Raw genomic sequence first — 21,901 nt, forward strand, 5'->3', positions numbered from 1 at the left:
CGGGCGCGGCCGGCCTGGCGGCCCAGCACCTTGTGGCCGCCGCCGTCGGGGATGCGGCCGAGCTTTTTGACGTCCACGTGGAGCAGCTCGCCGGGCCGGTCGCGTTCGTAGCGGCGGATGAGCTGTCCGGTGGGCCGGTCCAGGTGGGCGAGACGGTTCAGGCCGTGACGGACCAGGATTCGGTGCACGGTCGAGGCAGGCAGGCCAAGGACGGGTCCGAGCCGTGCGGGACCGAGTTTGCGGGCCTGTCGTTCGTGACAGACCCGGGCCTCGACGGTGGCCGGAGTGCGGTGCGGGGTCGTTCCTGGCCTGCTGGAGCGGTCGGCGAGGCCGGACTCGCCCTCGGACCGCCAGCGGCGGACCCACTTGTGGGCCGTGGCGCGTGAGATGCCCATCTCGGCGGCGACGTGCGCGACGGGGCGGCCGCGGCGGACACGCTCGACGAGCAGCCGCCTGCCGTGAACGGTCAGCCGGGCATTACGGTGGGACATGAAGACCTCCGTGCGGTGCAGTCCTAGACAGCTCCACCACACCGGAGGTCTTCGCCATGATCAAGCACCCACGCGTGTCAACAACGCTCGTGATCAATACACCTAGACCGGGTGACGAGCCGGCCCGCCCCGAGAGGCCGCCGGCGCCCGGTGGCGAGCCGCAGCAGCAGCGACGCGCCGATCAGGGCCACCCCGAACCACACGATCCGGGTGACGCCGAGGTGGTCGGCGAACAGGCCGCCGAAGAGGGCACCGAGGGCGATCGAGGTGTTGTAGGCCATGGTGTTGAGGGACATGGCCGCCTCGAAGGTGTCGGGTGCGGCGGCCGGCGTCATGTTGACCTGGGCCAGTTGGACGGCGCCGAAGGACAGCTCCCACAGGACCAGCGCGACGACCGCCCCGCCGCCCACCGCGCGGAGCAGGAGCAGCGCGGCCAGCAGGCCGACGGCTCCGACCACGAAGGTCCGGCGCGGGCTCCGGTCGACCGTGAAGCCGGCGACGAGGTTCCCGACCGCCCCGCCGACGCCGAAGACGATCAGCACGAGGGTGACGAAGCCGGCGGAGGCGGCGGCGGTGTCCTCCAGGTAGGGGCGGACGAAGGTGTACGCCCCGAAGTGGCCGAGGACGAAGAGGACCACGACGCACAGGACCGCGCGCAGGCCCGCGTCGGTCACCGGCAGGCCGAAGACCTCCCTGACCGACACCGCGTTCTGCGAGGGCAGCGCGGGGATGAGCAGCGCGACCGCGAGGAACACCAGCACGCTCAGGCCCGCCCAGACGCCGAAGGTGGTGCGCCAGTCCGAGTGGGCCTCGACCAGGGTGCCCAGTGGGATGCCGAGGACGGTGGCGGCGGAGATGCCGGACATCACCACGGCGGCGGCCCGGTTCGCGTGGCGCTCGGGGACGACGCGCATCGCCATGCCGACCCCGATGGCCCAGAAGACGCCGCTGGCGAAGCCCATGCCGAGGCGGGTCAGGAGGATCAGGGGGTAGTTGGGCGAGAGGGCGGTGACGAGGTTGCCCGCCGCGAGCACCGCGAGCAGCGTCGACAGCAGCCGCCGCCGGTCCACGCGCCGGGTCCAGGCCACGATGAACGGCACGCCGAGGCCCGCCGCGACGCCCTGCGCGGTGACCATGAGTCCGGCGGTGCCGACCGAGATGTCCAGGTCCTCGCTGAGCGGGGTGAGCAGGCCGACGGGCAGCAACTCGGTGGTGTGACCAACGCCGACTTCCTGGCCCGCCTGGTCGGCCAGGGCCTCGGCGTGGCGATGCTGCCCGCCGCCTACGTGGCCCGGCTGACCGGCGTCACGACCATCGAGATCACCGACGCACCGGCGCGCGTCGAGTACGTCATCCGGAGCCGCGAGGGCAGCACACCGGCGGCTACGGCGTTCCTGCGGATCCTCGGCATGACAGAAGCGCTATAGACCCTCTCTTTAGTTATAGGGTATAACTGAAGCAGTGGGGCGTCACGTACGGCGTTCCCCGATCGAGGAGGTACGTCATGCATGTAGTACTCGGTACGGGACCGGCCGGCACCACGCTGGCCGAAGAGCTGGCTCGTCGCGGGCACGAGGTCCGCACGGTCGACCGGCGACCGGCCGGGACCGCGCTGCCGGGAGTGAGCCATCACCAGGCCGATGTCGGTACGCCCGAGGGCGCCCGGGACGCCGTGCGGGGGGCCGCCGTCGTCTACCACTGCGTCAACGTCGCCTATCACCTCCAGACGGAGGTGATGCCCCGCATCCAGGACGCCGTTCTCGGCGCCGTCGCGGCGGAGGGCGCCCGCCTGGTCGTCCTCGACACGCTCTACCCGTACGGCGAGACGCACGGCGAGGTCATGACCGAGGCCACTCCGTGGCGGGCGACCGGCGCCAAGGGCCGCATGCGGGCGTCCCTCGACGAGAGGTACCTGGCCGCGCACGAGGACGGCCGGGTCCGGGTCGTCCTGGGCCGCTCGGCCGACTTCGTCGGTCCCCGGGTCGTCAACTCCACCCTCGGCGGCGGCGTCTTCCCCGGGGCGCTCACGGGCGGCGAGGTGTACGCGCTGGGCGACATCGACCTGCCGCACAGCTACACCGACATCCGCGCGGTGGCCGCCGGGCTCGCCACGCTGGGCGAACGGCCGGAGGGCGACGGACGCGTCTGGCACCTGCCGACCGCGCCGGCACGCACCACCCGGGAGGTGCTCGAGGCCGTCGAGAAGCGCGTGGGAGAGCCCCTGCGCCTCACGGTGAAGACGGAGCCGGTCCCGTTCGGCCCGTTCGACCAGGTCTTCGTGGACTCCTACGCCGAGCTGTTCTACCAGCACACGGAGCCGCAGGTGATGGACTCCACCGCCATCCAGGAGACCTTCGGCGTCTCCCCCGTCCCCCTGGACGACACCCTCGACGCCACCATCGCCTGGTACCGCGACTTCCTCACCGCCCAGGCCGACCAGGCAGGCAGGACAGACCGAGGCTGAGCTGTCCGCCGGCCGAGAAAGCCGCGGATTCGCCTCGGCGCGGGCGGAGTTCGCACGGCGACGCGGGCGGGATCAAGCCGGACAGGCCGCTCGGGGCCGGACGTGGGGCGGAATCAGGCGCGCCCTCCGTGATGTCCGGGAGCAGCGGCACCCGGCATACGGAGACGCTCGGCCGCCTCGGCGAGGAGCCGCAGCCGATCCTCCTCGCCGTGCGCTTCGGGGAGCCCGGGTAGCCTCGTCGTCCCCTCAGGACGACGCCCGCTCCACCAGCTCCGTCGCCAGCACCACCTGCTGCCGCTCAAGACCCCGCGACACCGCCGGACGGCGGTCCGCGATCTCGGTGAGGAGGAGGTCGATCATCGCGCGGCCCATCTCCTCTATCGGCTGGCGCACGCTGGTCAGCGAGGGCTCCATGTGGCGGGCGATGGCCGAGTCGTCGTAGCCGACCAGTGCCACGTCGTCCGGGATGCGGCGCCCCGCCTCGCGCAGGGCCTGGCGGGCGCCGGCCGCGGTGACGTCGGAGGCGGCGAAGACGGCGTCGACGTCGGGGCGGCGGCGCAGCAGCTCCGCCATCGCGCGCCGGCCGCCCTCCTCGGTGAAGTCGCCCGGCTCGATCAGGTCCTCGGCCCCGTCCTGCCCCGCGTCACGCAGCGCGTCGCGGTAGCCGGCGACTCGGCGCTGGGCGCCGTAGACGTCGAGGCGGCCGGTGATGTGGGCGATGTGGCGGCGGCCCCGGGAGAGCAGGTGCTCGACGGCCGAGCGGGCGCCGCCGTAGTTGTCGGAGTCCACCGACGCCAGCGACTCCGCCGCCGAGCGCGGGCCGCTGATCACCGCCGGGATCTCCAGCTGGGCGAGCAGGTCGGGCAGCGGGTCGTCGGCGTGCACGGAGACGAGGAGCACGCCGTCCACCCGGTGCGCGGCCAGGTACTGGGCGAGGCGCTGCCGCTCCCGGTCGCTGCCGGCGAAGATCAGCAGCAGCTGCATCTGGGTGTCGGACAGTTCGGCGCCGACACCCCGGAGCATGTCCGAGAAGTACGGCTCCGCGAAGAACCGGGTCTCCGGCTCGGGGACGACCAGGGCGATGGCGTCGGTCCGGTTGGCGGCCAGCGCACGGGCCGCGGTGTTGGGGACGTACCCCAGCTCCGCCACCGCCGCCTCGACGGCCGCCCGCGTCGCGTCGCTGACCCGGGGCGAGCCGTTGATCACCCGGGAGACCGTGCCGCGCCCGACACCCGCTCGCGCCGCGACCTCCTCCAGGGTGGGCCGGCCACCGCTCCGCCCGCGCGCTGTGTGGCTCGCCATCGGCCCCGCCTCCCGTCGAACGCCCCGCACTCTTTGCGGCTGGCCTGGAATTTAACAGGCCGGTCCGGTGTAATGACCGCCCCAGGGCGGTCGCACGCCGGGCGCGGGATGCCGGTACGGCCCACCGGGCGGGTTAGTTAACAGGCCGATAACTGAAGGCGCTTGCACACGTCACTTCCCTTGACACCCCCGCCGGGAGCCGGGACTCTTCAACACATCACATGTGGGAGCGCTCCCACACCACTGGGTTTCTACACATCCCGCACGTTCCCCGCCCGAGCCGCAGCGATGAACGCGAGCACCAAGCAGTGGGCCCAACCATGGAGTTGGCCGGGGGGTCGGCACGTCAGGGCAACAGGAGGACGCAATGCGAGCAGCACGCAGTCGAACCGCCCGCAGGGCCACGGCCCTCGCGGCCGTCGTGTCGCTGGGCGCCGCGCTGCTGGCCGGCTGCGCCGACGACGGCGACGACGGCGGCTCGTCGAACGACAACGGCTCGGGCGGCGGCAAGACCAAGATCAGCCTCGGGCTCTTCGGCGCCTTCGGCTTCGAGGAGGCCGGGCTCTACAAGGAGTACGAGAAGCTCCACCCGGACATCGACATCCAGCAGACGGTCGTCGAGCGCAACGAGAACTACTACCCGGCGCTGGTCAACCACCTGACCACCAACAGCGGCCTCCAGGACATCCAGGGCGTCGAGGTCGGCAACATCGCCGAGGTCGTGCAGACCCAGTCGGCCAAGCTGCTCGACCTGTCGAAGTACGGCAAGGAGATGGACTTCCTGGACTGGAAGTGGCAGCAGGCCACGACCAAGGACAAGCAGACCATCGGCCTGGGCACCGACGTCGGCCCGATGGCCATCTGCTACCGCAAGGACCTCTTCGAGCAGGCCGGCCTGCCCACCGACCGCACCGAGGTCGGCAAGCTGTGGGCGGGCGACTGGAGCAAGCTGGTCCAGGCGGGCGAGACGTACAAGAAGAAGGCGCCCAAGGGCACCACCTTCCTCGACTCCCCCGGCGGCCTGCTGAACGCCATCGTCAGCAGCGAGAAGGAGCGCTTCTACGACGCCTCCGGCGAGGTCGTCTACAAGACCAACCCGGCCATCAAGGCCGCCTTCGACCTCACCGCGAAGGCCGCCGAGGAGAAGATCACCGGCAACCAGACGCAGTTCCAGCCGGCCTGGGACACCACCATCGCCAACGGCAAGTTCGCCGCGATGTCCTGCCCGCCGTGGATGCTCGGCTACATCAAGGGCAAGTCGAAGCCGGACGCGGCCGGCAAGTGGGACGTGGCCGCCGCGCCCAAGGCCGGCAACTGGGGCGGGTCCTTCCTGACCGTGCCCAAGTCCGGCAAGCACACCGAGGAGGCCGCCAAGCTCGCCGCCTGGCTGACCGCCCCCGAGCAGCAGGCCAAGCTCTTCGCGGTGCAGGGCTCCTTCCCGAGCGCGCCCAAGGCGTACCTCACCCCCGAGGTGAAGAACGCCAAGAACGAGATGACCGGTGACGCCCCGATCGGCGAGATCTTCGCCAAGGCCGCCACCGACAGCCCGGTGCAGACGATCGGCCCGAAGGACCAGATCGTCCAGCAGGGCCTGTCGGACAACGGCGTCATCCTCGTCAGCCAGGGCAAGTCGCCCGAGGAGGCGTGGAAGACGGCCACCAAGACCATCGACAACAACCTGGACAAGTGACCGGGATGGCAACCGAGCACGACACCGCCGCGCCCCCCGCCAAGGGGGGCGCGGCCCCGGGCCGCCACGCGGCGGGCGCGGACGTCGAGGCGGCGAAGCGGCGGGCGCGGCTCTCGCGCCGGTGGCAGCGCGACATGAAGTTCAGCCCGTACGCGTTCGTGTCGCCCTTCTTCCTGCTCTTCCTCGCCTTCGGCCTCTTCCCGCTGCTGTACACCGGGTGGGCCTCGCTGCACCAGGTGGAGCTGACCTCGCCGACCGACATGACGTGGGTCGGGATGCGCAACTACACGCGGATCTTCGACGACGACTTCTTCTGGAACGCGGCGAAGAACACCCTGTCCATCGGCGTCATCTCCACCGTCCCGCAGCTGCTGATGGCGATGGGCCTCGCGCACATCCTCAACTACAAGCTGCGCGCCTCGACCTTCTACCGGGTCATGATGCTGGCGCCGTACGCCACCTCGATCGCCGCCGCCTCGCTGGTCTTCGCGCTGCTCTTCGGCCGCGACTACGGCATGATCAACTGGTTCCTGGACCTGGTCGGCCTGGACAAGATCGACTGGCAGAACGACAAGTGGCCCTCCCAGATCGCGGTCTCCACGATCGTCATCTGGCGCTGGACCGGCTACAACGCGCTGATCTACCTGGCCGCGATGCAGGCCATCCCGCAGGACCTCTACGAGTCGGCGGCGCTGGACGGCGCGAGCCGCTGGCGGCAGTTCCTGCACGTCACACTGCCCTCGCTGCGGCCGACGATCCTCTTCACGGTCGTCGTGTCCACCATCGGCGCCTCGCAGGTCTTCGGCGAACCGCTGCTCTTCGACGCCAACAAGGGCGCGTCCGGCGGCTCCCAGCACCAGTTCCAGACCCTCGGCCTGTACCTGTACGAGCAGGGCTGGGTGAACCAGCACCTGGGCCGCGCCTCCGCGATCGCCTGGACGATGTTCCTGATCCTCATCGTGATCGGCATCGCCAACTACGTCATCTCGCGCCGGCTGCGCGCCAGTAGTTAAGGAGAACCGGCCGTGACGACGACCTTGACCCCACCCCCGGCCGGACCGGCGCCCGAACCGGCGCCGCCGGCGACCCGGCGGACCCGGCGCGCCAAGGCGGCGCGGGCGGGCGGCCAGCTGCACGCCGGACCGATCGCCTACGTGATCCTGGCGCTGTTCACCCTCGGCTCGCTCTTCCCGCTGATCTGGACGGCGATCGCCGCCTCCCGCGACAACCAGCGGCTCGCGCAGACACCGCCGCCGTTCTGGTTCGGCGGGAACCTCTTCGACAAGCTCGAAGTGGCCTGGGAGGACGCGAACCTGGGCGAGGCGTTCCTCAACACCACCATCGTGGCCGGCATCTCGGCGGTGACCATCGTGGTGCTCTCCACGATCGCCGGGTTCGCCTTCGCCAAACTGCGCTTCAAGGGGCGCAACGCGGCGATGCTGGTCGTGATCGGCACCATGATGGTGCCGCCGCAGCTGAGCATCATCCCGCTGTACATGATGGTCGCGAAGCTGGACTGGAGCGACCAGCTCCAGGCGGTGATCCTGCCCTCGCTGGTGAGCGCGTTCGGCGTGTTCTTCATGCGGCAGTACCTGCTCCAGGCGCTGCCGGACGAGATCATCGAGGCGGCGCGCGTGGACGGCGCGAGCAGTTGGCGCGTGGTGTGGCACGTGGTGTTCCCGACGGCGCGGCCCGCGATGGCCGTCCTCGGCATGCTGATGTTCGTGCAGGCGTGGAACGACTTCCTGTGGCCGTTCCTCGTGCTCACCCAGAACGGCAGCCCGACCGTGCAGGTCGCGGTCGCGGGCCTGGGCCGCGGCTACACCCCCGACCAGTCCCTGATCATGGCGGGCGCGCTGCTCGGCACGCTGCCGCTGCTGCTGGTCTTCGCGATCTTCGGCAAGCAGATCGTGGGCGGCATCATGCAGGGCGCCGTGAAGGGCTGACGCCGCCGCGCCGCCGTCCACGGGGCCGACGCGGTCCCGCCCCCTCCCTCTCTCCCCTCCCCTTCGACCACTCCACCCGCCGGTCTGACGACCGGATCGCCGGTCCCCCGCGGACCGGCGGCCACTCTGGGAGCGCTTCCATGCCTGAGTCCGCAACGCCGGAGACCCCGGTCACCTTCCCGCCCGCCTTCCTCTGGGGCGCCGCCACCTCGGCGTACCAGATCGAGGGGGCGGTGCGCGAGGACGGCCGCACGCCCTCCATCTGGGACACCTTCAGCCACACGCCGGGCAAGACCGCCGCTGGTGACACCGGTGACATCGCTGTCGACCACTACCACCGCTACCGCGACGACGTGGCCCTGATGGCCCAGCTGGGCCTGGGCGCCTACCGCTTCTCCGTCTCCTGGTCCCGGGTGCAGCCCACCGGGCGCGGCCCGGCCGTCCAGCGCGGCCTGGACTTCTACCGCCGCCTGGTGGACGAGCTGCTGGCCGCCGGCATCAAGCCGGCCGTCACCCTCTACCACTGGGACCTGCCCCAGGAGCTGGAGGACGCGGGCGGCTGGCCCGAGCGCGAGACGGCGTACCGGTTCGCCGAGTACGCGGAGATCGTCGGCGCCGCCCTCGGCGACCGCGTCGAGCAGTGGATCACCCTCAACGAGCCCTGGTGCAGCGCCTTCCTCGGCTACGCCTCCGGGGTGCACGCCCCCGGCCGCACCGACCCGGTGGCCTCGCTGCGCGCCGCGCACCACCTGAACCTCGCGCACGGCCTGGGCGCGACCGCCCTGCGCTCCGTGATGCCGGCCCGCAACTCGGTGGCCCTCAGCCTCAACTCCGCGGTCGTGCGCCCGCTCTCCCAGCAGCCGGGCGACGTGGCCGCGGCCCGGCGGATCGACGACCTGGCCAACGGCGTCTTCCACGGGCCGATCCTGCAGGGCGCCTACCCGGAGACCCTGCTCCGGGCGACGGCGTCGCTGACCGACTGGTCCCACGTGCGCGACGGCGACCTCGCGGCGATCCGCCAGCCACTGGACGCCCTCGGCCTCAACTACTACACGCCCTCGCTGGTCTCCGCCGCAGACGCGGACTCCCGCAACGCGCGCGCCGACGGGCACGGGGCGAGCGACCACTCGCCGTGGCCGGGCGCGGAGGACGTGGCCTTCCACCAGACGCCGGGTGAGCGCACCGAGATGGGCTGGTCGATCGACCCGTCCGGGCTGCACGAGCTGATCATGCGCTACAGCCGCTTGGCGCCGGGCCTGCCGCTCTACATCACCGAGAACGGCGCGGCCTACGACGACAAGCCCGACTCCGACGGCCGGGTGCACGACCCCGAGCGCATCGCCTACCTGCACGGCCACCTCTCGGCGGTGCGCCGGGCCATCGCGGACGGCGCGGACGTGCGGGGCTACTACCTGTGGTCCCTGATGGACAACTTCGAGTGGGCCTACGGCTACGAGAAGCGGTTCGGCGCGGTGTACGTGGACTACGCGTCCCAGGAGCGCATCCCGAAGTCCAGCGCCCTCTGGTACGGGCGGGCCGCCCGCTCGGGGGCGCTGCCGCCGGCGGAGTAGACCGGGCGGGACACGAGCCGCGGGGCGCGGCATCCTGTGGGGAGGATGCCGCGCCCCGCTTTTCTCCCGGAGTGGCTTCGGGAGTGGCTACTTGTAGGCGGCGAACGCCTTCGCGAAGGCGCCCTCGCCCTGGACCACCGAACTGCACGTCGGGTCGGCCTGCGGCTTGGCGCCGCCCGGGCACTGCTTGTCGCGGGTCCCGGACCACATGGACAGCCAGCCCAGGCCGTGCGACTGCGCGAACTTCACCAGCTGGGTGGCGTCGTCCACCGTGAAGGTCTCCGAGGCCACGTCGTTGACGCCGATCATCGGGGTGATGGCGACGGCCCCCCAGGCGGCGCTGTCGGACAGTCCGAGGACGCCCTTGATCTGGGCCTGGGTGGCGGTGGCGGCCTGCTCGGCGTAGGTGCCCATGTCGCCGCTGTACGCGGGCCCGTAGTCCATCGCCATGATGTTGACGGCGGAGGTCTTGACGCCGTTCTTCTTCGCGTCGGCCAGCAGGTCGACACCGGCCTGGGTCAGGCCCTCGGGCATCACCGGCAGGGTGAAGGAGACGTCCAGGCCGGGGTGCTGCTTCTGCAGCGCGGCGATGGCCTGCGCGCGGCGGGAGTTGGCGGCCGTGTCGGGCAGCGCGCCGCCCTCGACGTCGAAGTCGACCTTGGTGAGGTCGTAGGCGTCCACGACCTTGCCGTACGCCGCCGCCAGCGCGTCCGCCGAGGAGCACGCCGTGGCCAGCTCGGAGCCGGAGGCGCCGCCGAAGGAGACCCGGACGTCGCCGCCCTTGGCGCGCAGGGCGCCTATCTGCCCGGCCACCGCGTCGCTCGCCAGATCGCTGACGCCGCCCCACTTGGGGACGCAGCCGCCGCCGGAGGTGACGAAGGCCAGGTTGTAGTCCTTCACGCCGGTCGCCGCGGCGTTCTTGACCAGGTCGAAGGCCGGGTAGAGGGAGGTGTCGGCGTACGGGGCGAAGCGGGCGCCGGTCCCGGTGCCGTTGCCCGGGGTGGGGGTCGCGGTGGGGGTCGCCGTGGCGGTGGGCGTGGCCGTCGGCTTGACGGTCGGCTTGGCCGTCGCCGTGGGCTTCGGGGTCGGCGTCGAGGTCGGGGTCGGCTGCTGGGTGGGGCGGCCGGTCGGCTCGGGGGTGGCGTGGTCGTCGGCCGAGCAGGCGCCGCCGTCGATGCGGCAGCCGCTGGGGTCGGCGGTGCCCTCGACGACGAAGCCGACGGTGACGGACTCGCCGGCCTTCAGCCCGTCCGTGTCCCACTTCGGCGGGGTCGCGGTGACGTGCCGCCCGGAGACCGCCGACTCGGCGTTCCACAGCGAGCTGAGCTTCGCCCCGGCCGGCAGGTCGAACTCCAGCTTCCAGTCCGCTTCCTGGCCGCCGCTGTTGTTGGTGACGACGTACTGCGCGGTGTAGCCCGTGGACCAGCCGCTGGTCCGCGTGTAGGCGGCGCCGACGCCGGCCGCCTGGGCGCTGCCGGTGAACAGCAGCGCGCCGCCGCCCGCGACGGCCGCGGCGACGAGGCCGCCGATCACCTTGTTGCGTGTGCCGACCTTGCGCCGGTGCGTGCTCATGCCGTGCCTGCCTTCGTCGTTCTCGGGGGTGCGGCAGCACGCTAGCGAGGCCGAACCGGACGAAGTGCCTGTTCCGGGCGGGGGCCGGCAGTCTTAGGGTGCGGTTAAGGAAGGGATCGGGACGGGTTAAAGGACCGCGTCCGGCGGCGGCGCACGGCCCTGCGGTCGCCGCGCCGGCGGGGTGCCCCGCGCCCGTCGGTCTGGATCCGCACCCGCACCTCGGCGCCGCCGAGCACCGAGGTGCCCACCCGCACGTCCCCGCCGGTCGACTCCGCCAGCCGGCGCACGATGTCCAGGCCGAGCCCCGTCGACCCGTCGCTGCCCGAGCCCCGCCCCCGGGCAAGCGCGGCGCCGGGGTCGGCTATGCCCGGGCCCGCGTCCGAGACCAGCACGAGCACCGCGTCCTCGGCCCGGTGCAGGTCGACGGCGAGGGCGGTGCCGTCGGCCGTGTGCCGGAAGACGTTGCCCAGCAGGGCGTCCAGGGCCGCGGCGAGGTCGGCGCGGGCCACCGGGGCGCGCACCGGCCGGTCGGCGCCGGCCACCCGCCAGGCGCGGCCCTCGTCCTCGGCGAGCGCCGACCAGAACCGCATCCGCTCGCGGACCACCTCGGCCGCGTCGCACCCGGTGCCTGCGGCGGACGCGGCGGTCTGCGGCTTGGCCTCCCGGGCGGTGCGGATGATGGTGTCCACCTCGCGCTCCAGCTGCGCGACCGCCGCCCGGGTCTGCTCGGCGGCCGGACCCTCGCCCAGCGAGGCCGCGTTGAGCCGCAGCACGGTCAGCGGGGTGCGCAGCCGGTGGGAGAGGTCGGCGGCCAGCTCCCGCTCGCTGGCGAGCAGCCCCACGACCTGGTCGGCCATGGAGTTGAACGCGGCAGCCGCCAGGCGCAGTTCGGTCGGGCCCTCCTCCGCCACCCGGGCGCCCAGCTCGCCCTCGCCCAGCTCCCGGGCGCCCTCGACCAGGCGCCGAGCGGGCCGGACCATCCGCACGCCCAACCGGTCGGCGACCGCGACCGAGCCGACGATCAGCGCCACCCCGACGGCAGCCAGCACCGCCCAGGCCGTGCCCACGCCGTTGGTGACCTCCGCCTCCGGCACGTACACCTCGACCACGGCTATCGCGCCGGAGGACAGGGCGACCGGCTGGAGCAGCGTGAAGCCGCCGGGCACCTCCGTGGTGGCGGCGCGGCCGGCCGACCGCACGCCCGCGACGTCGGCCTCGGCGGCCCGCCGGCGCCCGATGTCGACGCCGCCCGCACCCCGGTCCCCGGCGGGCGCCGGCAGGTGCACGGCAAGACCGGCGTCGGACCCGGCGGCGGCGACCACGCGCTCCAGCTCGGCCCGGTCGGTGGTGATGGACAGCGCCGGGGCGACCGCGGCGGCCTGCCGCTCGGCGCCCGAGACCGCGCGGTCCCGGGCCAGTTCGCGCACGACCAGGCCGAGGGGGACCGCGAAGGCGACCACGACCATGACGGTGACCGCGAGGGACACCTTGACCAGGGCCCACCTCATCGCGGCGGCCCGGGCGTCTCGGGCACGGGCGGCTCCAGCTTCACGCCGACCCCGCGCAGGGTGTGCAGATAGCGGGGCCGGGCCGCGGTCTCGCCCAGCTTGCGGCGCAGCCAGGAGAGGTGGACGTCGATGGTCTGGTCGTCGCCGTACGACTGCTGCCAGACCTCGGCGAGCAGCTCGCGGCGCGGGACCACGACGCCGGGGCGGCCGGCGAGGAAGGCGAGCAGGTCGAACTCGCGTCGGGTCAGGTCCAGTTCCCCGCCGTCCAGCTCGGCGCGACGGCGCAGCGGGTCGACGGTGAGGCCGCCGACCCTGAGGACGGCCGACGGCGCGGCCTGCGCGGCGCCGGTCCGGGCCCGGCGCAGCACGGCCGCCATCCGGGCCGTCAGGTGGTCGGCGGAGAACGGCTTGGTGAGGTAGTCGTCCGCGCCCGCGTTGAGCAGGCGGACCACCTCCGCCTCGTCGTCGCGGGCGGTGGCCACGATGACCGGCACGTCGGTGATGCCGCGCAGCATCTTCAGCGCCTCGGACCCGTCGAGGTCGGGCAGCCCGAGGTCGAGCACCACCACGTCGAAGCGGAGCCGGGCGACCTCGCGCAGCGCTTCGAGCGCCGTGCCGACGCTGCGCACGGTGTGCGAGGCGTCGGTCAGCTGCCGGATGAGCGCCGAGCGCACGAAGGGATCGTCCTCGACCACGAGCACACTTGCCATGAGCGAGACCGTACGGCATGCCGCGCGGCCCGGTGCGGGCCTGTGGACAACCCCGGAACCGACCGGTCCGCGACCCGTCCGCGGCCCGTCCCACGTACCCGTCCGTCCCCCTGACGGGTGACGCATGGGGCAGGATGGGCGCGATGCGCAGAGGACTCGTACACGTACTGGCCTGGCTGCTGGCCACCGGCGCGGCGGTCACGCTGTCCTGGTGGGGCGTCCACACGGTGCTGGCCGGCACGGCCTACGACGCCCCGCTCGCCCTGCCGGTCAAGGCGACGGGCGCGAGCACGCCGGACGCCCGGCCGCCGTCGCCCTCGCAGCGGCCCACCGTGCCACCCCGCCCGAAGCCGACGTCGACGCCGACGCCGACGTCCCGGGCGACGCCCACGAAGTCCGCCGCCGCCCCCTCGCGCACTCCCACGCCCACCGCCTCCCCCACCTCCTCGGGGCAGGTCCGCGGCTACGACACCGACGGTGGGCGGGCGGTGTTCGACCTCGGCACGTCCTCCGCGTCCCTGGTGTCGGCGACCCCGAAGGCCGGGTGGTCGATGCGGGTGTGGAAGACGGAGACCTGGATCCGGGTGGAGTTCGCCGCCGGCACGGACCGGGTGTCGGTGTTCTGCACCTGGCACGACGGGCCGCCGCGGGTGGAGGTCGGGAACTACTGAGGCGCCCTACCGGAAGGCCGACGCCGGCGGCGCAGGGGACGCGGTGGCCGTGGCGTCCGTCACGGGGGCGGCGCCGCCGGTGAAGTCGGCGAGCGCGCGGCCGTGTTCGACGCGGGCCGACTGCGGGTCGCCGGCGGCGCGGCGGGTGAGGTCGGCGATCGGCAGCGGCCGGTCGGAGCCGACCAGGACGGCGTTGCCGAAGCGCTTGCCGCGCAGCACGGCCGGGTCGGCGACCAGGGCGAGTTCGGCGAAGCGCCCGGCGGCGGTGGCGATCTGGCCGCGCAGGTGGGCGAGCGGCGGCCCGTCGGCGAGGTTGGCCGCGTAGACGCCGCCGGGGGCGAGGGCGCGCCGGACCTCGTCCAGGTACTCGGTGGAGGTGAGGTGGGCCGGGGTGCGGGCGCCGCTGAAGACGTCCGCGAGGACCAGGTCGGCCCAGCCGTCGGGCACCTTGGCGAGTCCGGCCCGGGCGTCCAGGGAGCGCACCCGGATCCGCGCGCCGGGGTCGAGCGGCAGTTCGCGGCGGACCAGCGCGACGAGGCCCGCGTCGCGCTCGACGACCTGCTGGGTGGAGCGGGGCCGGGTCGCGGCGACGTAGCGGGCGAGGGTGAGGGCGCCGCCGCCGAGGTGGACGACGCGCAGCGGGCTGCCGGGCGGGGCGGCCAGGTCGATGACGTGCCCGAGGCGGCGCTGGTACTCGAAGGACAGGTGGGCCGGGTCGTCCGGGTCGACGTGCGACTGCGGGGCGCCGTCGATCAGCAGGGTCCTGGCCCGCGGCCGGTCCCGGTCGGGGACCAGCTCGGCGAGGCCGCCGTCGACCTGCTCGGCCACGGTCTCCGCGGCGGCGCCGCGCCCGCGTCGAGCGTTCCTGGACTTTCCCATCGGACCATTATCGGATGATCCGACGCATCCCTGAGGACATGGGTCCGGGCCGCGCTCAGCGGCAGCTGTCCGCCGCCTCGATCAGCCGCGCCGCCTCCCCGAGCGCCGCCCGCAGGACGGCCGGGTCGGTGGCGAGGTCGGCCTCGCCGGGCGGCACCAGCCAGTCCGAGCCGTCCGCCGGGGGCTGCGGGTCCGGGGCGGCCAGACAGAGGCCGCGGCCGTCCGTCCCCGTACAGGTGCTGCCGGGCACGTCCCAGGCGGCGGCGGTGCCGGGCGGCACGAGGAAACCGAGGGTGTCGCAGTCGTCGTCGTGCATGACGGGGCCGACCGCCTCACCGGCGCCCCGTCTGAGGATGTCGACCGCCTCCAGGCCCTGCCGGGCCGGGACGGTGACGACGTCGCAGAGGACGTCGCCGGAACTGTCGGGCTCACTCATCCGGCTGCTATCCATCCCGGCCTCCACCACGGAACTCCCTCAGGACGAACGGGTCGGAAGCGGGGAGTCTCCCGGCCCACCGGGTTCAACGCGTGGCGGCGTCAACGGCTACGGCCCAAGTCAGCCGCCAAGGATGGCACTTCATGGCAGATCATGGGTGAGATATCCGGTTTGTAGCCAAACACCGCGTACCGGCCTGGTCACAGCGGGTACGTTCGTGCTCGCCGGCCCCAGGGGACCGACGGGCGGAGGACCGCACGCGCTCGGCCACCTGTTCCGGCATGGTTCGACGGTTCGCACGAGAGGACCCGGCCATGGCGTCGTCACCGGAGCCCCCCGCCCCGCCCGGGCGGCCCCCGCAACCCAACACCGCGTTCCGGCGGCTGCGCGGACAGCGCTCGCCCGCCGAGTTCGCCGCGGCGGTGCGGCGGGCCGCGCGCGAGATCGGCGAGCGGGTCAGCTGTGACGCGCGCTATGTCGGGCGGGTCGAGGCGGGCGAGATCCGCTGCCCCAACTACGCGTACGAGCGGGTGTTCCTGCACATGTTCCCCGGGCGCGCGCTCACCGACCTGGGGTTCGCGCCCCGCTCGTCGGTCCGCGGGCGCCGGGCGGCGCACGCCGGGCAGGGCGCGCTCCCGGCGCACCCCGGCCGGGCACCGCACACCCCGGACGCCACGCGTGAGACGCCGGGGGCGGGTGAGCCGTATGACACCGGAGGGCCGCAGGGTCCGCCCGGCGCGCCGGACCGGCAGGACCCGCGGGGCCGGTACGACCCGTACCACCCGTACGACGACCACGAGGAGAGCGACGTGCTGCGTCGCGCGTTCATGACCGGCGGTGCCACCGTCGCCGCCGTCGCCCTGGGCCCGTTCGGGCTCGCACCCGCCGCCGCGGCGTGGCGCCCCCCGCGCCGGGCGGGGGCGGACGACGCGGGCGCCCTGGAGGACGCCGTCCGCCGGATCCGGCTGCTGGACGACCGGCACGGCGCCGACGGCCTCTACCGGCGCGCCGCCGCCCCGCTGCGGGCCGCCTACGCGCTGCTCGACGCCGGTGCCGGCCGGCAGGCCACGGTGGACCGCCTCTACGCGGGCGCGGGGGAGCTGTCCCTCTCGGTGGGCTGGCTGGCGCACGACTCAGGGCGTTTCGACGACGCCCGCTCGCACTACGCCGAGGCGCTGGCCACCGCCCGGATGAACGGCGACGCGGCCCTGGAGGCGCACGCCTTCTGCAACACCGCCTTCCTGGCCCGCGACGCCGGCCGGCCGCGCGAGGCGGTCCGCTCGGCGCAGGCCGCGCAGCGCGCCGCCCGGCGGCTGGGCTCGGCCCGCCTGATGTCGCTCCTCGCGCTGCGCGAGGCGGGCGGCTGGGCGGGCCTGGCCGACCGGGTCGGCTGCGAGCAGGCGCTGATCCGCGCGCAGGCCCACTTCGGGCGCGGCACCTCGGACGCCGACCCGGAGTGGATGAGCTTCTACGGCGAGGCGGAGCTGGAGGGCCTGGAGGCGCAGTGCTGGTCGGCGCTGGGCGACTGGCCGCGCGCGGCCCGGCACGCCCGCCGCGCCGCCGACCTCCAGGACCCGCACTTCACCCGCAACCTCGCGCTGTACTCCGCGGAGCTGGCCGACGACCTCGCGCGCGGCGGCCACCCCGACGAGGCGGCCCACGCGGGCACGCGGGTCCTGGACCTGCTCGGCCAGGTCCAGTCCTCCCGCATCCACGCGATGCTCGCCGGCACGGCCCGCGTCCTGCTCCCGCACCGCCGGACCCCGGGCGTCTCGGCCTTCCTCGACCGCCACGCGTCGCTGCCGCGGGCTGCGTGAGGCCGTTCGGCGACCCGGCCGGCGGGGCAGCGGACGGCCGGACCCGCCCCGGCAGGGGCGCGGGAGCCCACCCGGCACACGCCGCCTCGCCACGACGCGCAGGAGCGACCGAACGGGAACATGGCCGCCGGCGGCCCAGGGCGCCGGCGGTCCGGCCGGGGACAGCGCCCCGGCACCGGCGCGTGACGAAGCCGCCGGGCACACCGTCAGACTTCGGAGGCGGGTCCGCGCGCCCTCGCACGGGCGCGTGCCCACCCGGGGCGGGCCTGTCGGGCGGGACACCGGTCACGCCCCCGCGTGGGCCCCGCGTGGGCGCATGACCGCCGTCGGTGGCGCAGGCCGCCCGGTACGCCTGACTCCCGCCCCCGCGCGAGCGCGTGACCGCCGTCGGTGGCGCGGGTTAACCGGCCAGGTGACCCGTGTCGTTCCAGCTCTCGATGGCCGGCTCGCCGTACGCCCAGGCCAGGATCGACAGGGAGGTCGGGTCGAGGCGGATGCGGGCGGCGAAGTCCAGGGGGAGGCCGAGCCAGCGGGCGCCGATGGAGCGCAGGATGTGGCCGTGGGCGAAGACCAGGACGTCGCGGTCGGCCTCACGGGCCCAGGCGACGACCTCGTCCGCGCGGGCGGTGACCTCGGCCACGCTCTCGCCCTCCGGCGCCCCGTCCCGCCAGAGGAACCAGCCGGGCCGGGCCGCCTGGATCTCGGCCGGGGTCATGCCGTCGTGCGCCCCGTAGTCCCACTCCATCAGCGCGTCCCAGGGCTCGGCGCGCTCCCCGAAGCCGGCGAGTTCGCAGGTCTCCCGCGCGCGGGAGAGCGGGCTGGTGCGGATCTCGGCGCCGGGCAGGCCGTCCAGGGGCGCCCGGTGCAGCCGCTCGCCCAGCAGCTTGGCGCCGCTGCGGCCCTCCTCCAGGAGGGGCACGTCGGTCCTGCCGGTGTGCTTGCCGGACAGCGACCACTCGGTCTGTCCGTGCCGGGCCAGCAGGATGCGCGGTGCCATGAGAGGGCCTTTCCGAGTGTGCGGCAGGGGGGCTCCTTCCATCATGGCGCACCGCCCGCGCGGGCAACCCGGGGGGCGATCCGGGCGTCTCTCACGGCCGGGGGCACTCCCTGGGAGGCGCCCGCACAGGCCGTAGAGTGGCACGCCCGGGTCCGTAGGGGCGCGAGTGAAGACGAAGGGGGAGGGCGATCCGATTGCCGCACACCGAGACACCGGGCACGGAGGCGGCCCCGCCCTCCCGTCCGCGCTGGTGGACCGAGCTGCCGCTCATCGTCCTCGTCTACGCCTGCTACTCCGCAGGGCGGCTCCTGGTGCGCGGCAGCGTCTCCGACGCCGTCGACCACGGCCTGGCCCTGCTCCACGCCGAGCAGGCGCTGTACCTGAACGCCGAGCACCCGCTGAACCGGCTCTTCACCCGGGAGCCCTGGCTGGGCGTGCCGGCCGACTTCTGGTACGCCTCGCTGCACTACGTCGTCACGCCGGCGGTGCTGATATGGGTGTTCCGCGCGCACGCCGCGCACTACCGGGCCGCCCGGACCTGGCTGATGACCTCCACCTTCATCGGCCTGATCGGCTTCACCCTGCTGCCGACCTGCCCGCCCCGGCTCCTCGCCCCCGGCCACGGCTTCGTCGACACGATGGCCCACTACAGCTCGTACGGCTGGTGGGGCGGCGAGGCGAGCGCCCCGCGCGGCCTCGGCGGGATGACGAACCAGTACGCGGCCATGCCGAGCCTGCACGTGGGCTGGGCGCTGTGGTGCGGGGTGCTGCTCTGGCGGCACGGCCGGACCCGCTGGGCGAAGGCGGCCGGCGTCCTGTACCCGCTGATCACCACGCTCGTGGTGATGGGCACCGCCAACCACTACTTCCTCGACGCCGTCGCCGGCGCGGCCGTGATGGGCGCCGGCTTCCTGCTGGCGCCGTACGTGCTGCGCGCGGCGGCCCGGGCGCGGGCCCTGTTCGCGGCGACCCGGGAGCCCGCCGCAGCCGCCCCGTCCGCCACCCGCGCCCCGATTGTCAGTGCCGAGTGCCAGACTTCGGCGGGTGAACGATTCCCACGGCAGCGCGAGCAGCGAACCGCGAGCGGAGACCGGCCGGACGCCGCTCCCGCGAGCGCGGGGGACAGCGCTGCGGCAGCGACTCGCTGAGCTGCGCGGTCCCGACGTACCCGCCAAGGCCCTGGACGCCCGCGCCCTCGCGGCGCTGGCGGCCAACCCCGGGTGCAGACGCCGCGCGATCCTCGACGGCGCCGGGGTGGACAAGGCGGCCGTCGCGGGGGCGCTGGGCTCGCCGCCGGTCTTCGGGCAGTCGCAGTTCGCCATCGTGCGGGGCAACTCCTTCGAGGCGAAGGTCAAGGCGGACGGCGGCGCCGAGCTGCTGCGCCTGGCGCACGAGGCCCTCGGCGGCGGGCCCGAGCCGGCCGCCGACGCGCAGGTGCCCGACCTGGCCGCGACCGGCCCCGAGGGCCGCACGGCGCGCACCGCGCTGGCCCTGCGGGAGGCCGCCGGTCGGCCCGGCACCTGGACGCTGCTCGACCACCCGATGCTCGCCCTGGAGGTGGCCGGCTCCCCCGCCTTCCTGGAGCCGGACGCGGTGGTCGTGCACCCGGACGGCTCCTGGACGGTCGTGGAGATCAAGTCCTTCCCGATGCTGGACGGCTCCGCCGACCCGGCGAAGGTCGGCGCCGCCGCCCGGCAGGCCGCGGTGTACGTGCTGGCCCTTGAGCGGGTGGCCGCCCGCCTTGACCCGCCCCCGCGCGTAGGCCACCGCGTGCTGCTCGTCTGCCCGAAGGACTTCTCCAACCTGCCCACCGCCTCCGCCGTCGACGTGCGCAAGCAGCGCGCGGTCACCGACCGCCAGCTGGCCCGCCTCACCCGCGTGGAGGAGATCGCCGACGCGCTGCCCGAGGGCGTGTGCTTCGCTCCCGGACTGCCCGCCGAGCAGCTCACGGAAGCGGTCGACGCGGTCCCGGCGTCGTATGCGCCGGAGTGCCTGTCCGCCTGCGAGCTGGCCTTCCACTGCCGGGCCCGGTCCCAGGAGGCCGGCGCGGTGACCCGCCTCGGCCGCCCGGTACGGGCCGAGCTCGGCGGGCTCGCGACGGTGCCGGACGTGCTGGCGGCGGCGCGCGGCGAGGCCGGCGACCCGGCCGACCCGGCGGTGGCGGCGCTGCGCCGGGCGGCGGCGCTGCGGGCGGAGGCGCTGCGCGGCGCGGGTCTGCGGGAGGCGGTCCCGTGTCCCTGATCACCACCCTGGCCCGCCTGGAGGCCGTCGACACCGGCCGCGCCCAGCCCGCCGCCACCGTCCGGCACCGGCACCTGTCCGACCGTCCGCTGGTGTTCGTGCCGCTGGTCACCGGCGGCGAGGCCGGCGCCCCGCTAGGCGCGCTGGTCGGCGCCGACCGGGCGGCGCCGCATCTGCTGATCGTGCCGCAGCCGCGCAACCCCGACCTCCGGTTCGCCTTCCTCGCCGACCTGGCCGACGTGCTGCTGCCGCACATCGAGGCGTACGCGGAGGAGGTTGAGGCCGCCGAGCGCACCGAGACCGACCCGGAGTCGGGCAAGCGGGTCAAGGTCGAGGTCGACCTGTGCGCGGACGCCGCGCAGCTGATCGTGCCGAGCCGGGCCGGCCTGGACTTCGTGCGGCTGCTCGGCCGTTCGATGCGCTTCCGGCGCACCGCGGAGCAGGACCCGGAGGCCCCGCACCCGGCGCCGCCGCGGGTCCCGCTGCTCGGCCGGTGGCTGACGCACTACGGGGAGCGGGCGCGGGTGCCGGGCTCCTCGCTGCTGCTCGCCGTGACCGACCTGCTGGGCCGGCACTGGGCGACCGGGCAGTCCACCCTGGAGGACCAGCACCTCGGGGCGCTGCTCGCCTGGATCGACCCGCCCGCCGACGGCACCCCGGGCGCGCAGGCGGCGCGGCGGGCCGAGCTGGCGCGGGACGCAGCCGGACAGTTGCTGTGCCCGCCGGCCGGCCCGGCGACCGACCCGGCCTTCGACAACCGCCTGCTCGCCCCGGCCATCGAGCGCTACGACCGGGCCCGCACCGCCCTCGCCGCCGCCGAGGACGGCCTGGAGGCCGACGACCGCCTCGGCGCGCTCACCGCCGCCGAGCGGGAGCTGCGCGCCCTGGTGGAGAGCCGGACCCGGCCCACCTGGGACGCGGTGTGGCGGGGCCTTGACCTGCTGCGGGGGCTGCCCGCCGGGGCGCGGGTCGAGGAGCGGTGGACCCGGGACCGCTGGTCCTTCACCGGCCACCGCGACCGGGTGCTGGCCGGCGAGCCGCCGCAGCCGCGCCGCGACGACGCGGTGACGGCGGCGAACAAGCTGGCCACCCGGGAGCGCGAGCAGGCCCGCCTGGACGCCCAGGAGGCGCTGGACGACCCGCTGGTGATGGCGGGGCGGCGGCTGGCCGGGGAGGCGTTCGCCGGCGAGGTGGTCGACGTGGTCATGGCGTACAGCGAGGGCAGGCGGCCCAGCCCGCGCCCGCTGGTCACCGTCCGCACGGAGGACCGGCCGCAGCTCGGCGAGCGGACCAAGGTGTACCGGTCGCTGGCCGGGCGCCCGCAGTCCGCCGAGCACGCGGGCACGGCCGAGGACGCCGCCGAGGGGCTGCTGGTGCTGCGGGTCCTGGACAAGATGGGCCGGGGCAAGGAGCCCGAGGCCGGGTCGGTGCCGGAGAAGGGCGACCTGGTCTGCTTCACCCTCTTCGAGCACGAGCAGCGCGGCGGCGCGAAGCTGCCCGACCAGGAGGCGACGCCCTGGACGCACGGGGGCCCGCCGGGCGAGCGGGCGGCGGTCCCGGAGCAGCCCGACACGCCGAGCGAGGAGGACGTGCTGTGACCGTCGAG

19 protein-coding genes and 1 pseudogene are annotated in these 21,901 nt (G+C 74.5%); 11 read left to right on the forward strand and 9 right to left on the reverse strand.

Features of this window, described 5'->3' with window-relative positions; translation table 11 throughout:
• Positions 1–491: leucine zipper domain-containing protein (locus ACGFZL_RS20040; protein ID WP_393693365.1), on the reverse strand; the 491-nt coding region annotated here is incomplete at its 3' end.
• Between the two features lie 77 nt (positions 492–568).
• Positions 569–1,696 (reverse strand): MFS transporter, encoded by a 1,128-nt coding sequence (locus tag ACGFZL_RS20045; RefSeq protein WP_393693367.1) that lies wholly within the window; start codon positions 1,694–1,696, stop codon positions 569–571.
• 9 nt (positions 1,697–1,705) lie between these two features.
• Between ACGFZL_RS20045 and ACGFZL_RS20050 the strand changes: the two are divergent.
• Together ACGFZL_RS20050 and ACGFZL_RS20055 are read left to right on the forward strand one after the other, a co-directional pair.
• Positions 1,706–1,918 (forward strand): annotated as a pseudogene (locus ACGFZL_RS20050) (LysR substrate-binding domain-containing protein); the annotation flags it as partial.
• A 77-nt stretch (positions 1,919–1,995) separates the two neighbouring features.
• Positions 1,996–2,955: an NAD-dependent epimerase/dehydratase family protein gene (locus tag ACGFZL_RS20055; protein WP_355165608.1), complete on the forward strand. Its 960-nt coding sequence runs from the start codon at positions 1,996–1,998 to the stop codon at positions 2,953–2,955.
• A gap of 246 nt (positions 2,956–3,201) precedes the next feature.
• Here ACGFZL_RS20055 and ACGFZL_RS20060 read toward each other — a convergent pair whose 3' ends face one another.
• Entirely contained in the window at positions 3,202–4,257 is a 1,056-nt protein-coding gene (locus ACGFZL_RS20060) for a LacI family DNA-binding transcriptional regulator (RefSeq protein ID WP_355165606.1), read from the reverse strand.
• A gap of 367 nt (positions 4,258–4,624) precedes the next feature.
• On the opposite strand from ACGFZL_RS20060, the gene ACGFZL_RS20065 reads away from it, so the two are divergent.
• The 4 genes from ACGFZL_RS20065 to ACGFZL_RS20080 all read left to right on the forward strand — a co-directional run bounded on the left by ACGFZL_RS20065 (position 4,625) and on the right by ACGFZL_RS20080 (position 9,464).
• Positions 4,625–5,947 carry an extracellular solute-binding protein gene (locus tag ACGFZL_RS20065; protein WP_355165604.1) on the forward strand — a complete coding sequence of 441 codons (1,323 nt, stop codon included), beginning with the start codon at positions 4,625–4,627 and terminating at the stop codon, positions 5,945–5,947.
• 5 nt (positions 5,948–5,952) lie between these two features.
• The gene (locus ACGFZL_RS20070; protein WP_393693753.1) at positions 5,953–6,960 is read left to right on the forward strand and encodes a carbohydrate ABC transporter permease; all 1,008 of its coding nucleotides are present in this window, start codon (positions 5,953–5,955) and stop codon (positions 6,958–6,960) included.
• A 12-nt stretch (positions 6,961–6,972) separates the two neighbouring features.
• Entirely contained in the window at positions 6,973–7,893 is a 921-nt protein-coding gene (locus ACGFZL_RS20075) for a carbohydrate ABC transporter permease (protein WP_393693371.1), read from the forward strand.
• Positions 7,894–8,033: 140 nt separating this feature from the next.
• A complete protein-coding gene (locus ACGFZL_RS20080) occupies positions 8,034–9,464 on the forward strand; it encodes a GH1 family beta-glucosidase (protein WP_355165600.1) in 1,431 nt (476 codons plus the stop codon).
• An 87-nt stretch (positions 9,465–9,551) separates the two neighbouring features.
• On the opposite strand, the gene ACGFZL_RS20085 is transcribed toward ACGFZL_RS20080, so the two are convergent.
• The 3 genes from ACGFZL_RS20085 to ACGFZL_RS20095 form a co-directional block, all read right to left on the reverse strand.
• The gene (locus ACGFZL_RS20085; RefSeq protein ID WP_393693373.1) at positions 9,552–11,036 is read right to left on the reverse strand and encodes a cellulose binding domain-containing protein; all 1,485 of its coding nucleotides are present in this window, start codon (positions 11,034–11,036) and stop codon (positions 9,552–9,554) included.
• 104 nt (positions 11,037–11,140) lie between these two features.
• Positions 11,141–12,544, reverse strand: a complete 1,404-nt coding sequence (locus ACGFZL_RS20090) for a sensor histidine kinase (protein ID WP_393693375.1) — start codon at positions 12,542–12,544, stop codon at positions 11,141–11,143.
• Positions 12,541–13,254: a response regulator transcription factor gene (locus tag ACGFZL_RS20095; RefSeq protein WP_355165594.1), complete on the reverse strand. Its 714-nt coding sequence runs from the start codon at positions 13,252–13,254 to the stop codon at positions 12,541–12,543. The genes ACGFZL_RS20090 and ACGFZL_RS20095 overlap by 4 nt, the downstream gene beginning before the upstream one ends.
• A 143-nt stretch (positions 13,255–13,397) precedes the next feature.
• Here ACGFZL_RS20095 and ACGFZL_RS20100 point away from each other — a divergent pair, with 143 nt between their 5' ends.
• On the forward strand, positions 13,398–13,925 hold the full coding sequence (locus ACGFZL_RS20100; RefSeq protein WP_393693377.1) for a hypothetical protein: 528 nt from the start codon (positions 13,398–13,400) through the stop codon (positions 13,923–13,925).
• Positions 13,926–13,931: 6 nt separating this feature from the next.
• Here the strand turns inward: ACGFZL_RS20100 and ACGFZL_RS20105 are convergent, their stop codons facing one another.
• Both ACGFZL_RS20105 and ACGFZL_RS20110 read right to left on the reverse strand, forming a co-directional pair.
• Positions 13,932–14,804 (reverse strand): spermidine synthase, encoded by an 873-nt coding sequence (locus tag ACGFZL_RS20105; RefSeq protein WP_393693379.1) that lies wholly within the window; start codon positions 14,802–14,804, stop codon positions 13,932–13,934.
• Between the two features lie 55 nt (positions 14,805–14,859).
• Positions 14,860–15,240, reverse strand: coding sequence for a hypothetical protein (locus ACGFZL_RS20110; RefSeq protein ID WP_355165588.1), 381 nt, complete (start codon positions 15,238–15,240; stop codon positions 14,860–14,862).
• A 314-nt stretch (positions 15,241–15,554) separates the two neighbouring features.
• Between ACGFZL_RS20110 and ACGFZL_RS20115 the strand changes: the two genes are divergently transcribed.
• On the forward strand, positions 15,555–17,057 hold the full coding sequence (locus ACGFZL_RS20115; RefSeq protein ID WP_393693381.1) for a hypothetical protein: 1,503 nt from the start codon (positions 15,555–15,557) through the stop codon (positions 17,055–17,057).
• A 400-nt stretch (positions 17,058–17,457) separates the two neighbouring features.
• Here ACGFZL_RS20115 and ACGFZL_RS20120 read toward each other — a convergent pair whose 3' ends face one another.
• Positions 17,458–18,054, reverse strand: coding sequence for a histidine phosphatase family protein (locus ACGFZL_RS20120; protein ID WP_355165584.1), 597 nt, complete (start codon positions 18,052–18,054; stop codon positions 17,458–17,460).
• A gap of 194 nt (positions 18,055–18,248) precedes the next feature.
• On the opposite strand from ACGFZL_RS20120, the gene ACGFZL_RS20125 reads away from it, so the two are divergent.
• Genes ACGFZL_RS20125 through ACGFZL_RS20135 form a run of 3 tightly spaced genes read left to right on the forward strand, consistent with a single transcriptional unit; the run spans position 18,249 to position 21,893 of the window.
• Entirely contained in the window at positions 18,249–19,202 is a 954-nt protein-coding gene (locus ACGFZL_RS20125; RefSeq protein ID WP_393693383.1) for a phosphatase PAP2 family protein, read from the forward strand.
• Positions 19,099–20,295, forward strand: a complete 1,197-nt coding sequence (locus ACGFZL_RS20130) for a hypothetical protein (RefSeq protein ID WP_393693385.1) — start codon at positions 19,099–19,101, stop codon at positions 20,293–20,295. Before ACGFZL_RS20125 ends, ACGFZL_RS20130 begins: the two co-directional genes overlap by 104 nt.
• Positions 20,286–21,893, forward strand: a complete 1,608-nt coding sequence (locus ACGFZL_RS20135) for a hypothetical protein (protein WP_393693387.1) — start codon at positions 20,286–20,288, stop codon at positions 21,891–21,893. The genes ACGFZL_RS20130 and ACGFZL_RS20135 overlap by 10 nt, the downstream gene beginning before the upstream one ends.
• Positions 21,894–21,901 lie beyond the last annotated feature (8 nt).

Source organism: Streptomyces sp. NPDC048182, assembly GCF_043202555.1.
Lineage (GTDB): Bacteria > Actinomycetota > Actinomycetes > Streptomycetales > Streptomycetaceae > Streptomyces.

Excerpts from the sequence above, each read along its gene's own strand:
- ACGFZL_RS20055 (WP_355165608.1), top strand. The coding sequence starts at position 1,996 with ATGCATGTAGTACTCGGTACGGGACCGGCCGGCACCACGCTGGCCGAA.
- ACGFZL_RS20060 (WP_355165606.1), bottom strand. The coding sequence starts at position 4,257 with ATGGCGAGCCACACAGCGCGCGGGCGGAGCGGTGGCCGGCCCACCCTG.
- ACGFZL_RS20065 (WP_355165604.1), top strand. The coding sequence starts at position 4,625 with ATGCGAGCAGCACGCAGTCGAACCGCCCGCAGGGCCACGGCCCTCGCG.
- ACGFZL_RS20070 (WP_393693753.1), top strand. The coding sequence starts at position 5,953 with ATGGCAACCGAGCACGACACCGCCGCGCCCCCCGCCAAGGGGGGCGCG.
- ACGFZL_RS20080 (WP_355165600.1), top strand. The coding sequence starts at position 8,034 with ATGCCTGAGTCCGCAACGCCGGAGACCCCGGTCACCTTCCCGCCCGCC.
- ACGFZL_RS20085 (WP_393693373.1), bottom strand. The coding sequence starts at position 11,036 with ATGAGCACGCACCGGCGCAAGGTCGGCACACGCAACAAGGTGATCGGC.
- ACGFZL_RS20090 (WP_393693375.1), bottom strand. The coding sequence starts at position 12,544 with ATGAGGTGGGCCCTGGTCAAGGTGTCCCTCGCGGTCACCGTCATGGTC.
- ACGFZL_RS20095 (WP_355165594.1), bottom strand. The coding sequence starts at position 13,254 with ATGGCAAGTGTGCTCGTGGTCGAGGACGATCCCTTCGTGCGCTCGGCG.
- ACGFZL_RS20100 (WP_393693377.1), top strand. The coding sequence starts at position 13,398 with ATGCGCAGAGGACTCGTACACGTACTGGCCTGGCTGCTGGCCACCGGC.
- ACGFZL_RS20105 (WP_393693379.1), bottom strand. The coding sequence starts at position 14,804 with ATGGGAAAGTCCAGGAACGCTCGACGCGGGCGCGGCGCCGCCGCGGAG.
- ACGFZL_RS20110 (WP_355165588.1), bottom strand. The coding sequence starts at position 15,240 with ATGAGTGAGCCCGACAGTTCCGGCGACGTCCTCTGCGACGTCGTCACC.
- ACGFZL_RS20115 (WP_393693381.1), top strand. The coding sequence starts at position 15,555 with ATGGCGTCGTCACCGGAGCCCCCCGCCCCGCCCGGGCGGCCCCCGCAA.
- ACGFZL_RS20120 (WP_355165584.1), bottom strand. The coding sequence starts at position 18,054 with ATGGCACCGCGCATCCTGCTGGCCCGGCACGGACAGACCGAGTGGTCG.